Origin of the sequence: Pyramidobacter sp. C12-8, from assembly GCF_002007215.1 — a bacterium.
Classification (GTDB): Bacteria; Synergistota; Synergistia; order Synergistales; family Dethiosulfovibrionaceae; genus Pyramidobacter.
Genome location: NZ_MUHX01000043.1, coordinates 1 through 12,105 on the forward strand (window position 1 = coordinate 1; position 12,105 = coordinate 12,105).

Below are 12,105 nucleotides of genomic sequence, written 5' to 3' on the forward strand. Positions count from 1 at the left end.
CGATGACGCCGAACAGCTGGCTGCCGTTGACGGCGTCCGTAGAGTTGCCGCTGATACGCCCGGCCGCCACGTTGGTGATCGTGCGCTCCGTGCCGGATTTGCCCACGCTGACCGTAGAAGACGGACTGGTTCCCGCAAAGTTCTTCGTCTGCCCGTTGACCGTATAGGAAGCAGTCCCCGCTGCCGCCGCCGTTTCCGAACCGGCGCCCAGAGCGACGTCGCCCGCGGAAGCCGCGGCATTCGCTCCATTGCCGATAGCCACGGCTCCGATGCTTCCTGCCTGAGCCGTGGTACCGATTGCCGTGCTTTGATTCCCGGTCGCCTGGGCATAATAGCCCACCGCGGTGGAGCTTGTTCCGGATGCGGTTGTCACATAGCCGAGCGTCGTGGAAGAATCGCCAGTCGCGCTGCCTCCCACGGCAATGGCGGATTTTTGCGTGGCCTGGGCGCTGTTGCCGATACTGATCGCGTTCGTGCCTTCCGCCTTGGCCTTGGAGCCGATGGCCAGCGCGGAACCGCCCTCGTCGCCGATGCTGGCCGGGCCGCCGTTGGCAATGGCGCCGCCGCCGATGGCCATATCAAACGCGGTCTTTGCCTGGGCGGTCGATCCCACAGCGAGCGAATTGTCGCCGATCGCCTTGGCTTCTTTGCCCACGGCCGCAGCACTCTTTCCCTGCGCCGCGGCGTTCACGCCCGCCGCCATGGCGTCGGCGCCGGTCGCGCCGCCGTTGTTGTAGTTGCTATCGAACGCCGCGTCCACGGAATTGACGCTGTAATCGTGGATCGCGGGACCGGCCGCCGTGATGGCCGCCTTCAGCTGCGCCACGTTCACCGCGTCAGTGTCTTCGGAGCCGGCGGCCACGTTGATGATCTGCCGCCGGGCAGCGGGATTGCTCGTGCTGCCCTTTGCGCCCACGCTGACCGCGCCGTCCGTGGCCTTGGTGGCGTTGACGGCGTTCTGCTGCGCGGTGCCCGCGGTGGAAGGGATGTAGGGGTTGGTCGCGGCGCTGACATGCTGAGTACGATCCGCAACGCTCCCCGCGCCCAAGGCCACGCCGCCCTGGGCCGTTACCGAAGCCTGATACCCCAGCGCAGAGGCTCTTTCCATGCTGGCATTGGCCTCCGCGCCGACTACAGTAGCATATCGGCTGCTTCCCGTCGTTTTCGCTTCGGCGCCGATGGCGACCGCTTTCTGCTGATTGCCTTCGGTTTTCGCCCCGTAGCCGATGGCCATGCTCTGGATGCCGGTCACGTTGGAATTCATGCCGATGGCGATCGGAGCCCCCTGATTGCCGGAAGTATTGGTTGCGGTTGCGCCTTTGCCGATGGCGATGCCGCCCTCTTTGGCGTCCACCTTGGCCGATTTACCGATAGCGATGCCGCTGCCGTCCGTGGTGGAAGACGCGGTCACGGACGCCGAAGGCCCGAGGGCCAGCCCGTCCCCGGCCACGGAACTGCCGGTGCCGACGGCGATGGCGTTTGCGTGGGCGGAAGCGGCGACGACCGCGTTTTTGCCCAAGGCGATCATGCCGCCGTTGGCCGAATTGGCCTCGGCCCCATGGCCGATGGCGACGCTGTCGGCCCCACGGGTCACCTTTCCGGAGGTGCCGATGGCAATATTGTTGCCCTGCGCCGCCGGGTCCGTTTGCGCGCCGTAGCCCACGGCCACGTCGCCCGCGCCGTTAGCGGCGGCATTCGGCCCCGCCGCCAGAGAATTCGTTCCTGTGGCGCCGTCGTTGGCATAGTTGCTGCCGCGTCCCTGTTCGGAGGAATTCACGCTGTAATAATGGGTGTACGCCGCCTTCAGCTGCGCCACGTTGACCGCGTCGGTGTCTTCGGTGCCGGCGGCCAGGCCCATGATCTGGCGGGTATTATGTACACCGTCGGCGAGGTAACCGATAGATACTACGCCCCGATTCGCTTTCCAAATATACTCATTCGCGCTGCCGATAGCGCCGGACGGGGCAAGGTACCCCGCCTGGATGTCGTTGGTCTTGCGGTTGACGACGGAAGCCTGCCCCAACGCGACGCTGTAGTCGCCGCCCCACTGCACGTTTGCACCCTGCCCCAGGGCAGTTGCATAATTGGCCCCGCCCACGGAGAACGCGCCTATGGCCGTGGAGCCTATAGCCCCCTGCGTGCCCGCTCCGGAATAGATAATAGAAGCCTGCGCCTTGTAGCCAAAGGCTGTCGAATTTTTCCCCAGCGCCTTGGCATGGACGCCCGTCGCCGTGGCGCCCGAGTCCGTCTCGCCCGTGGTCGGCGCGGTGGCCGACGCGTTGCTGCCGACGGCGACGTCGGTGGCTCTATGCGTCGTACTGCCGGTGCCGATGGTGACGCCGGGGCCGGTGCCGTTCACGTTATCGTGGGCGCCTGCCGGCAGCGGCGACGCCCAAACCGCGCCGGCGACGGCCGCCGCGCACAGCACTCCCGTCAGGGACACGCTGCTGCAGCCGCCGCTGTTCTTGTGGTTGCGCCTGACCAGTTCCGAAACGACCACATAGCAGCGCCTGACCCTGCTCCAGATGACCTTGTAAATCTTGTTCATACGTGCACTCTCCTTAGGCAATATCATAAAATAAGCCGAAGAACGAAGTTCTTCGGCAGTTTTTCCCGCAAGGTTTCGTTCGCATGGATCCCCTCCCGTCGCAAATTTTTCCGCCGCGTCCTCAGGACTTTCTCGACGCGGCCCGTTGAGATTGTTTCAAATCTCTTCGAAGAAGAGGATCCGTCGTTCACGGGTTCGTCGAATGCAAACTGATAACTCGCGTATATTCAAATTGTAATTAACAATTAAGGGTATCATATCATCACCCCCCCCCGCGTAAAGATGTCTTATTGTTTACATAGCCCGTTTTGTTCCATTTTCTGCTCCCGGCCCCGCAGGCTTGCGCGATCCGGCATGATGCCAGATGTCCGCCGGAACTTTCAGAACGTAAAAAAGAAGGCGCCGGACGTTCCCATTTTGAAAACGTCCGGCGCCTTCTTCAATGTATCCTCAGCGGATTCATTTTGTTTTTTCCCCTTTTTCGGCGGGCGGCAAATTCTTCACGTGCGGGGCGGCGGGCGAAGAACATCGCTGGCTTTTGCCCCGCCTTCGGTTTATACTGGAAACGAGAAACGGCACGCATATCGGCGCGTCGGCGCGGCCGGCGCGCTGCGACGGGAGGGAATCATGACGACGAAAGAAGAAGTGCTGAAAACCCTCGAACTTTCACAGGGGCGCTACGTGTCGGGCGAGGCTCTGGCCCGCCGGCTTTCGCTGAGCCGCAACGCGGTCTGGCGGGCGGTGAAGTCGCTGCAGGACGAGGGCTGCTCCATCGACGCCGTGACGCGGCGCGGCTATCGCCTCAACGAAACGCCCGACCTGCTGTCGCCGCAGGCGGTCGAAAAATATTTTTCGCGCCGGGCGGCCTGCTGGGACGTTGAAGTCCGCAAGACCGTGACCAGCACCAACACGGTGCTCAAGACGATGGCCGAAGGCGGCGCGCCGGAGGGGAAGATCCTCGTCGCCGCGGAACAGACGGCCGGCAGGGGGCGCATGGAGCGCCGCTTTTACTCCCCCGCCGGCAGCGGCGTCTACATGAGCCTGCTGCTGCGGCCGTCGTGCGGCGCCTCGCAGTCGCTGTACGTCACGACGGCCGCCGCGGTGGCCGTGGCGGAAGCCATCGAACACGTTACGGGACGGCGCGCGCAGATCAAATGGGTCAACGACGTCTATCTGCGCGGCAAAAAGGCGTGCGGCATCCTCACCGAAGCGGCGTTCGACATGGAGACGAACCGCCTCGCCTACGCGGTGCTCGGCATCGGCGTCAACATGCGCCCGCCGGCGGGCGGCTTTCCCGACGAGCTGGAACCGATCGTGACCAGCGTCTTCGGCGAGGCGGATTACGATCCCGTCCTGCGCAATCGGATCGTTGCGGAGATCATTGAACGCTTCTGGCGTTCCTACGAAAATCTGGGCGAAAAAGCGTTCCTGCAAGGTTACCGGGAGCGCTCGTTCCTGTCGGGCAAGGACGTTGACGTCGTCAGCGGGGCGGAGCGCCGTCCGGCGCGCGCGCTGGACATCGACGGCGAGTTCCGGCTGCACGTGCGCTACGAGGACGGCGCCGAAGAATATCTGCAGTCCGGCGAAGTCTCCGTGAAGCCGCGCGGCGGCTCGGCATAAAAAAACGGCGAGGGCGGGAAAAGTTTTCCCGATCTCGCCGTTCCCTTTTAAAAACTCCATCTTTTGTAAAACGCCATGACGGCGACGAACGCCGCGAGGCAGGCCAGCGAAGCCCAGAGGCTGCGCGCGCCGTGAAAAACCGCGCCGGGCGGCGCGTCGAAGGGCACGCCGGTGGCGGCGGCGAGGCCCTTGATGTTCAGCAGGTGCACGACCGGATAACCGGCCTGCAAAGCCCGGCCGATCACGCCGCTGCCGGCGCGGCCGGAACGGTGCAGCCCGGGGCGCAGGCGCAGAATGTCGTTGCCGGGGCCGAGGTTGCTCTCCGAACCGCCGATGCTGACGAGCGCCTTCGCGTGGTGCCGCGCGAGCAGATCCATTTTCCACTGGATCACTTCTTCGAGGGAATTTTTGACGATCAGCGGCACATGATTCTCCGCCGCCGCACGCCGCAGGACTGCCATTGCTTCCTCCGGGATGCCGCCGCCGAGGTCGCGGCCGCCGCCGGGCGTGTAGGCGTGCGCCTGCGTGCGCAGGAAGCCGGCCGAACGCAGTTCCTTTTCGAGCGCCGGCCACGGGAAATCGGGATCGTTGGCGCCCCAGGTCGAGGAGCCCAGGGAGACCACGAGCAGCGGCTGCGCGCCGAGCGACTCCAGCGCCTTCAAAACGTTGAAGGCCATGCCCGGGAACGACGAGGACGAATAGACGGCCACGCAGTCGCCGGGCTGCACGCCCAGCGATTCCATCCAGCGGCGCACCACCACCGACCAGCGCGGGTCGCAGGCCGTGCGCTTGGCGGGAAGGGCGCCGAGCGTCGTGCTGAGGGGGCTCCATTCCAGACCGATGAAACCGGTCCGGTACGGGTCGTCGCTTCTTTCGAATCCGCTGCCGCCGCGCACGCGCAGATCGTAGAGAAATTTTTGCGCCTCGTGCACGGAGCTCATCAGCGTGCGCTCCCGGGCCGACAGGCCGCCGCCGGCCCAGAACCAGAGCGCGGCCGAAACGGCGGCCAGCGCCAGCAGGAGCAGCCGGTTCCGACGCACGGCGGCGCGCTGGCGCTTTTTGTACTCTTCAAGTCCGGCCAGCTTCATGACAGCGCGCCCCCCAACCGGAACAGCCATTGCGACGCGAAGGCCGTCAGCACGGAGACGGCCGTCAGCGCCGAAAGCGTCTCCACGACGCCCTGGCGCTGCATGTCGGCGGCGATCAGGCCGGGGATGACCCAGCCCAGCCACGGCAGCGGCTGCACGAAGTTCCCCGCGGCCAGGCGGAGCGCCAGAGCCATCAGCATGGCCCAGCCGACGCGGGCGCGGCCGTGCAGGCCCCAGCGCCTGACGGCGAAATCGAGCGGCGGCCAGATCAGCAGCGCGGCGAGCAGGCTGACGCCGACGCGGAGCGGGCTGTACAGCGTCAGCGCGATCGTTCCCGCGGAAACGAGCCCGCCGCTGCCGTATCCGGTGCGCCAGTCGCAGATCATGGAGACGGCGATGCCGATGCCGATGGTGAGGATGCCGAGATCGTTCACAGCCGAAGCCCTCCTTCTTCGCAGGTCAGTTTGAGGACCAGCGGCAGGCCGTAGACCGTGTTGCCGCAGCCCAGCCAGCGCGCGCCGTCGAGACGGCGGGCCAGCGCGTTCACGTCGCCGCCGCGCCAGAAATCGCAGCGCAGCCGCGCGCGCGGCGGCCGGTCGCCGATGATCAGCACTTCGCGCCAGGGATGTGCGCGCATCCAGCCCTCGAAGCAGCGGAAGCGGTCGACGCGGTCGGAACGGTGGTTGAAGAGGACGCCCGTATCTTCCCGGCGCCAGCCCGTGGAGCGGAACAGCTCTTCGGTCGTGACGACGTCGTTGGCCGAAAACGCGAAAGCCAGTTCTCCCCCGCCGACGCCGAGCACGCGGAAATCCGCGAGATCGGGCGGCAGGCGCTTCATGGACTCGAGACAGCGCCCTTCGTCGAGGCCGCAGAAGCGGCACGCCACCAGCGCCAGCCCCATGTTGGCGCTGAGATGCGGCGGCAGGCCGGGGATTTTTTGCGCCGGCAGGACGGCAAGATTTTTTTCCTCCGCAAGAAGCCGCATGGCGGGATTTTCCGCCAGCTCCGCCGGGACCGCGACGACCCCGCCGCGCGGCAGGGCGCGCGACAGCGCCCGCAGCACGTCGAGCTCGCCCGGCCCCCAAAAGGCTTCGTGGTCGGGGCGGATGTTGGTGAGCACGGTGACGGCGGGTTTCAGCCACAGGGCGCACAGGCCCTGCAGTTCCGGTGAGACGGCGCTGTTTTCCAAAACGACGGCTTCGGCGTCGGCGGGAAGCGAGCGCAGCCACCATTTCATCTCGGAGATGTTGGCGCCGCCGGGGCGCAGGATCGGACGCTCGGAATCGGGGCCCAGTTCGCGCGGCACGACGCCGGTGATGCGGCCGTAAGCGCGCCGGCCGCAGCCGCGCAGCGCCGCGTGGATCAGGCGGACGACGCCGCTTTTGCCGCGGCTGCCCGTGACGGCGACGCGAATAGCAGCGGGCATGTCTCATTCCTCCTTACGGTACAGACAACCGAAAATCCCCAAAAATTCCCATTGAAAAACTGCCGCCGAGCCAGAAGACCTCGCGGCAGTTTTTCCGTTTTCTAATCGCGGCTCTCGTAACGCTGGACCGGGACGTCGCCCCACAGGCGCTCCACCTTGTAGAACTCGCGGGCTTTGACGCTGAAAATGTGGATCACGAGGTCGCCGGCGTCGATCAGCGTCCACTGGGAGCTCATCGCGCCTTCGACGCGGTAATCCGCGCGCAGCCTGTCGAGGCAATCGGTGACGGCGTTGACGAGGGCGCCCATGTGAACGTCCGAATTGCCCGAGGCGACGATGAAACCGTCGGCCAGCGGCGTGACCGCGCCGACGTCCATGGTGAGGACGTCCAGCGCTCTTTTGTCGAGGAGCGCGTTGACGATCTCCTCTTGAACCTTGTAAATATTCTCGTTCATGAAATGACTCCTTTGACTCACTGCCGCTTCGCCAGCAGGGCTTCGATCCGCGCCATTACGTCTTTGCTGTTGTTCTTGCCGAGGATCAGCGCCGCGGGATAGGTGATGTTCGCCTTGCGGACGAGCCCTTCGGAGATGCCGCACAGTTTGGCCAGCTCTCTGGCCAGGCCGGAATCGCCTTTTTCCGGGTACTGGACCAGGCAGTAGCGGAAATCCGCGTGTTTGGCGTTGCCGGTAAAGGCGACTTCGATGCCGGCCTTTTCGAACAGCGTCGTGAACTGTTTCCCCAGTCCCGGCCTGCCCGTGCCGTTGAGGATGGCGATCGGCTCTTTGAAACGGGAGGCGATCTCGCTCAAGTCTCCGGGCGGCTCGATGGAGCCGCCGACGGGATCCGTCTCGGGCGTCGGCGGTTCGTCCGTGCCTTTCGGATCCGCACGGTCCCCGGCGTCTTTGTCGGCGCTCAGAACGGAATTGGGATCCATTTCCCGCGACGCCCGCTGCAGGTCCGCCACAAAGTAGCTCAGGCCGTCGATGTAGGCGGTCGAGCCCGGCATCGTAAAGAAACGCACGTTGCCCAGCTTCATGTCTTTCAGCTGTCCGGCGAGCTGCAACGCCGTCTTGACGGGGATGTCGGTGTTGATTTCCGAAAGGACGAGCTCGATCAGCTCGGGGATCCGCGGCAGGATCGCCGGCGATTTCACCTTGTCGAGAAAGGCTTTGGCGAATTCCTGCTGGCGCTTCATGCGGCCGATGTCTCCCAGGCTGTCGTGCCGGAAGCGCACGTATTTGAGCCCGTCGACGCCGTTCATGTGGCGTTTGCCCGGCGCGAAATCGATGTGGAGGTTCTGGGCGCGGTCGGTGTACTGCATGCGCCGCGGCACGTCGATGTCCACGCCGCCGATCGCGTCGACGATCTTGGGGAAGGAAGCGTAGTTCAGGACCAGATAATAGTTGACGGGCACTCCCGTCAGGTTGATCACCGTGTCGCGCAGCAGCTCGATCCCGCCGAAAGCGTAGGCATGATTGATCTTTTGCGGCTGCTTGCGTCCCTTGATGGAAACCCTCGTATCGCGCGGGATCGACATGATCGAGGCCGTTTTGCGGTCGATATCGACCCTGGCCAGGATGATCGTGTCGGAGCGGTGAACGGCCTCGACCTCGTCGACGCCGAGGACCAGGACGTTCACCGTGCCGTGCCGTTCGTCGAAGTTGATGGCCTTTTTGATCTCCCCCACGTCCGCCGTGACGAGGGAATACAAGCGGTAAGTGGCGCCGACCGCGAAGGCGGCGAGCGCGATGAGGACGGTGAGGATTATGCTTCCGCGTCTCATTTTTTCAGGACCACATCCCTTCCAGGATCTTCGTCTTTGTAGAGGCCGCGCTTGTAAATGTACTGCTCGACCGGATGCGGCAGCAGGTACCTGAGGTTTTCCCCGGCGGCGACGCGGTGGCGGATCTCCGTGCTGGAAATGGACAGCAGCGGGATCTCGAGGCGCAGGACGCGCGACCGCACCTTTTCCGGGAGGTTGTCGAGATTGTAATGTTCGTAGTCGTAGCCGGGACGGTTGGCGGCCACGATCGTGCAGAGCTCGGGGATCTTCTCGTATTCCGTCCAGGTGTCCATGCTCATCAGCGCGTCGATGCCGGTAATGAAGAAGAACTCGACCGCCTGGTCCGCGTACCAGTAGCGCATTTCGCGCAGCGTGTCCACGGTATGGCTGGGATCCTCGCGGTCGATCTCGAGGCGCGAGACGGAGAACTTGGGATTGTCGAGCGTGGCCAGGAACGTCATCATATAGCGCTCTTCGGCCGGAGTGACGGAACGGTAGGTTTTCTGATAGGAATTCCCGGTGGGGACGAAAATGACCTGCTGCAGGGAAAGCCTGACGAGCGCTTCCTGCGCCGCGAGCAGGTGGCCGAAATGGATGGGGTCGAAGGTCCCCCCCATGATGCCGATACGCAGCACCGACGCCTCCTCAGCCTCAGCCGCCATCGTCACAAGGCCCTTTCCGGCTCGAAGGTGAAGGACGTCCCGCCGATGTTGACGGTGTCGCCGGTCGCGGCGCCGGCTTCTTCGAGCAGGTCTTCCACCTTGAACTGCCGCAGCAGGCGCTGCAGGCGCAGCGGCGCTTCTTCCTGGCTGAAGTCGTAGCGGGCCACGGCTTTTTCGATGCGGGGATGGACGACGCGGTAAACGCCCTCGTCCTCTTTGACGATGCGGGGCTTGCCGGCGGGAATCGAATCGACGTCGAGGGGGATGTCGTAGAGACGGTACGAGCCTTTGGGGCGCGGATTGGCGCGGACAACTCTGACGATCTCGCCGATGAGCTCTCCGATGCCGTCGCCGCGAAGTGCGCTGGTGACGATCACCTGGAGCCCTTTGACCGAGAAAAACTCCCGCAGCTGCCGGATCACGTCCCGATCGGGAAGCAGATCGGCCTTGTTGAGAGCGATGAGGCAGGGGCGCTCGGCCAGTCCGGTGCCGTAGTGCCGGAACTCGTCGAGCACGACGTTCCACTGTTTCACGATGGTATCGAAGTCCCCGTCCGAAAGGTCGAGGACGTGGACGTTCACCCGCGTCCGTTCGATATGGCGCAGGAAGTACAGTCCCAATCCCTTGTTCTCGTGCGCGCCTTCGATCAGGCCGGGCACGTCGGCGAGGATGATTTTTTGATCGTCGACGGCGAGGACGCCGAGATTGGGCGTCAGGGTCGTAAAAGGATAGCCGGCGATCTTCGGGTTGGCGTTGGAGATGGCTTTGAGCAGGCTGCTCTTGCCGGCGTTGGGAAGGCCGACCAGGGCCACGTCGGCGATCATCTTCAGCTCGAATGTGACGTCCCGCTCCTCGCCCGCTTCGCCTTTTTCCGAAAAGCGCGGGGCGCGCCGCTGCGAACTGGCGAAATGGGCGTTGCCCTTGCCGCCGCGGCCTCCCCTGGCGACGACGCAGCGGTCCCCCGGCTCGACGAGGTCGGCCAGCGGCGCGTCGGCGCCGGCGTCGTAAACGACCGTGCCGCAGGGGACGTAGATCGTCAAATCCTTGCCGTTGGCGCCGTAACACAGGGCGCCGCTGCCGGACACGCCGCGCTCGGCGGCGAAGCGGCGAGTGTACTGATAATCGGCGAGCGTCAGCAGATTCTGCGCGGCCTCGACGATGACGCTGCCGCCGTCGCCGCCGTTGCCGCCGTCGGGGCCGCCTTTGGGGACAAACTTTTCGCGGCGGAAGCTGACGCAGCCGTCGCCGCCGTGACCGGCTTTGACATGGATCCGCACGAGATCAACAAATTTCAGGGTGAACACCTCTTTTATACTACTTCTTAATTGAAAAGCCGAACATAAGGGTGCTGCGGGGGAAATTCGCAAAGCGGGCCGCACAGCAGTCGAGGGGGGGGGAAGGACTGAATGCCCTCGCAGCGCCCGGCAAACTATGTCAATACTTTCTCTCAAGAATCAGTATCGTTCGATAAATAAACGCAACGGGAGCGGTTACAAAAAATGGACCCCTGCCGATACAAGGGTCCACGAGAAATCGGAGTGCCGCAGAGCGGCAAAGGGATTTACTCGACTCCGACGACTTTTCGAGCACCCTTTGTAGTAAACTTGACGACGCCGTCCTTGAGGGCAAAAAGCGTGTAGTCTTTGCCGAGTCCGACGTTTGTGCCGGGATGGAACTTGGTGCCGCACTGTCTGACCAGGATGTTGCCGGCCTTGACGACGCATCCTCCCGACTTTTTCACGCCCCGGTACTGGGGATTGGAATCGCGGCCGTTGGTGCTGTTTCCCTGACCTTTTTTATGAGCGAAAAACTGCAGGTCCATTCTTTCAAAGAGCATTACAAAGACACCTCCACATATTTGACGTAGCTTCCGTACGACTGCGCCGTTTCATAGAGCGCGCGGACGATCGTTTCCGAGAGGACGCGCACGCTTTCGACGTCCGCATTGTCCCAACGCAGCTCGATCGAGGCGTTTTCTTCGTCGATCTTGCGTTCCGGGTTCTGCCCGAGGACGTCCGCCAGCCCGATATGCAGCGTCTGCACAAGGACGCTGACGGCGGCGCACACCACGTCGGCGCCCGACTCCGCGCAGCCGCTGTGGCCGTAAACGCGCAAGCCGGTGGGGACGCCGCCGCGGCGATAAACTTCGATGACCGTCACTCAGCGTTGACGCTGTCGATCGTCACTGCCGTGAACGGCTGGCGATGGCCGCGGAAGCGGCGCTGGTTGGTCTTGTTCTTGTACTTGAAGACGATGACCTTCTTGGCCTTGCCCTCTTCTTCCACCGTTCCCGTCACGGTCGCGCCGGACACGAAGGGAGCGCCGACGGAGACGCCGTCGTCCTTGCCGACCAGGAGGACCTTGTCGAAGGTCACGGTCGCGCCGGCTTCAAGGCCCAGTTTCTCGACCAGGATCTTCTCGCCGGGGGCCACTCTGTACTGTTTGCCGCCTGTTTCGATGATTGCGTACATGTTTTTTTTCCTCCTCTCGCTGGCGCAGGTACTCGAATGAGTTTACAACCTCTGCCATGCGGAATAACTATGTCATTTTATCCGTTGGCGACGAATTCGTCAACAAAGACTTCATCGCGATTTTTCTCCAAAGAAAAAGTGAAATTCTTCAAGGTAAATGCAACGCAACATCCGGTACCCCGTTGCATTAAATCTGAATTAAAAGGAGCTTGCATTTAGTCTGAATTGATGAAAGACCTTTCTTACGAGACAACAGATCTCGGAAAGGAGTTCATCATCATGAACAAACATTTGACTCTGGCTGAAAGAAAAGCCATTGAAAGCGCCCTCAACCGGCGAGAATCTCTCAGAAGTATTGCCTCAACAGTTCTGAAGTCGCCGAGTACGATCTCCAGAGAGATCAGAAAACATGCAGAGACTGTCTTCAAAGGCTGTTATGGCCGGACAGCAAACTGCTGCCTTCACCGGTATGACTGCTCCGTTACTTCCCTTTGTAACACCTCT

Annotated in this window: 13 protein-coding genes; 2 read left to right on the plus strand and 11 right to left on the minus strand. The window is 63.3% G+C overall.

The genetic code is table 11. From position 1 onward, the window contains the following. Positions 1-2,548: ESPR-type extended signal peptide-containing protein (locus B0D78_RS11510; RefSeq protein ID WP_256385775.1), on the minus strand; the 2,548-nt coding region annotated here is incomplete at its 3' end. 627 nt (positions 2,549-3,175) lie between these two features. Here B0D78_RS11510 and B0D78_RS11520 point away from each other — a divergent pair. Continuing rightward, positions 3,176-4,168 (plus strand): biotin--[acetyl-CoA-carboxylase] ligase, encoded by a 993-nt coding sequence (locus B0D78_RS11520; RefSeq protein ID WP_078017091.1) that lies wholly within the window; start codon positions 3,176-3,178, stop codon positions 4,166-4,168. Positions 4,169-4,215: 47 nt separating this feature from the next. On the opposite strand, the gene pgsW is transcribed toward B0D78_RS11520, so the two are convergent. From pgsW to rplU, 10 genes are all read right to left on the minus strand, one after another. Beyond that, positions 4,216-5,256 carry a poly-gamma-glutamate system protein gene (pgsW, locus tag B0D78_RS11525; RefSeq protein ID WP_168170125.1) on the minus strand — a complete coding sequence of 347 codons (1,041 nt, stop codon included), beginning with the start codon at positions 5,254-5,256 and terminating at the stop codon, positions 4,216-4,218. Further along, positions 5,253-5,690 carry a poly-gamma-glutamate biosynthesis protein PgsC/CapC gene (locus B0D78_RS11530; RefSeq protein WP_078017093.1) on the minus strand — a complete coding sequence of 146 codons (438 nt, stop codon included), beginning with the start codon at positions 5,688-5,690 and terminating at the stop codon, positions 5,253-5,255. Before B0D78_RS11530 ends, pgsW begins: the two co-directional genes overlap by 4 nt. After that, on the minus strand, positions 5,687-6,682 hold the full coding sequence (locus tag B0D78_RS11535; protein ID WP_078017094.1) for a Mur ligase family protein: 996 nt from the start codon (positions 6,680-6,682) through the stop codon (positions 5,687-5,689). The genes B0D78_RS11530 and B0D78_RS11535 overlap by 4 nt, the downstream gene beginning before the upstream one ends. 101 nt (positions 6,683-6,783) lie before the next feature. Beyond that, positions 6,784-7,137, minus strand: coding sequence for a ribosome silencing factor (rsfS, locus tag B0D78_RS11540; protein WP_078017095.1), 354 nt, complete (start codon positions 7,135-7,137; stop codon positions 6,784-6,786). Between the two features lie 17 nt (positions 7,138-7,154). Further along, on the minus strand, positions 7,155-8,468 hold the full coding sequence (locus tag B0D78_RS11545) for an LCP family protein (protein ID WP_078017096.1): 1,314 nt from the start codon (positions 8,466-8,468) through the stop codon (positions 7,155-7,157). Further along, positions 8,465-9,130, minus strand: a complete 666-nt coding sequence (gene nadD, locus B0D78_RS11550; protein ID WP_078017097.1) for a nicotinate-nucleotide adenylyltransferase — start codon at positions 9,128-9,130, stop codon at positions 8,465-8,467. The genes B0D78_RS11545 and nadD overlap by 4 nt, the downstream gene beginning before the upstream one ends. Before the next feature lie 2 nt (positions 9,131-9,132). Beyond that, positions 9,133-10,434, minus strand: a complete 1,302-nt coding sequence (gene obgE / locus B0D78_RS11555; RefSeq protein WP_078017098.1) for a GTPase ObgE — start codon at positions 10,432-10,434, stop codon at positions 9,133-9,135. Between the two features lie 257 nt (positions 10,435-10,691). Beyond that, entirely contained in the window at positions 10,692-10,967 is a 276-nt protein-coding gene (gene rpmA, locus B0D78_RS11560; RefSeq protein WP_078017099.1) for a 50S ribosomal protein L27, read from the minus strand. After that, a complete protein-coding gene (locus tag B0D78_RS11565; protein WP_078017100.1) occupies positions 10,967-11,290 on the minus strand; it encodes a ribosomal-processing cysteine protease Prp in 324 nt (107 codons plus the stop codon). The genes rpmA and B0D78_RS11565 overlap by 1 nt, the downstream gene beginning before the upstream one ends. Continuing rightward, positions 11,287-11,601: a 50S ribosomal protein L21 gene (rplU, locus tag B0D78_RS11570; protein WP_078017101.1), complete on the minus strand. Its 315-nt coding sequence runs from the start codon at positions 11,599-11,601 to the stop codon at positions 11,287-11,289. Before rplU ends, B0D78_RS11565 begins: the two co-directional genes overlap by 4 nt. Before the next feature lie 228 nt (positions 11,602-11,829). Between rplU and B0D78_RS11575 the strand changes: the two genes are divergently transcribed. Then, on the plus strand, positions 11,830-12,105 hold a 276-nt coding region (locus B0D78_RS11575; RefSeq protein ID WP_143521727.1), incomplete at its 3' end, for a helix-turn-helix domain-containing protein.

What these genes read in the sequence shown, in the direction of transcription:
- B0D78_RS11520 (WP_078017091.1), top strand. Translation starts at nt 3,176, where the DNA reads ATGACGACGAAAGAAGAAGTGCTGAAAACCCTCGAACTTTCACAGGGG.
- B0D78_RS11535 (WP_078017094.1), bottom strand. Translation starts at nt 6,682, where the DNA reads ATGCCCGCTGCTATTCGCGTCGCCGTCACGGGCAGCCGCGGCAAAAGC.
- rplU (WP_078017101.1), bottom strand. Translation starts at nt 11,601, where the DNA reads ATGTACGCAATCATCGAAACAGGCGGCAAACAGTACAGAGTGGCCCCC.
- rsfS (WP_078017095.1), bottom strand. Translation starts at nt 7,137, where the DNA reads ATGAACGAGAATATTTACAAGGTTCAAGAGGAGATCGTCAACGCGCTC.
- nadD (WP_078017097.1), bottom strand. Translation starts at nt 9,130, where the DNA reads ATGGCGGCTGAGGCTGAGGAGGCGTCGGTGCTGCGTATCGGCATCATG.
- B0D78_RS11545 (WP_078017096.1), bottom strand. Translation starts at nt 8,468, where the DNA reads ATGAGACGCGGAAGCATAATCCTCACCGTCCTCATCGCGCTCGCCGCC.
- rpmA (WP_078017099.1), bottom strand. Translation starts at nt 10,967, where the DNA reads ATGCTCTTTGAAAGAATGGACCTGCAGTTTTTCGCTCATAAAAAAGGT.
- pgsW (WP_168170125.1), bottom strand. Translation starts at nt 5,256, where the DNA reads ATGAAGCTGGCCGGACTTGAAGAGTACAAAAAGCGCCAGCGCGCCGCC.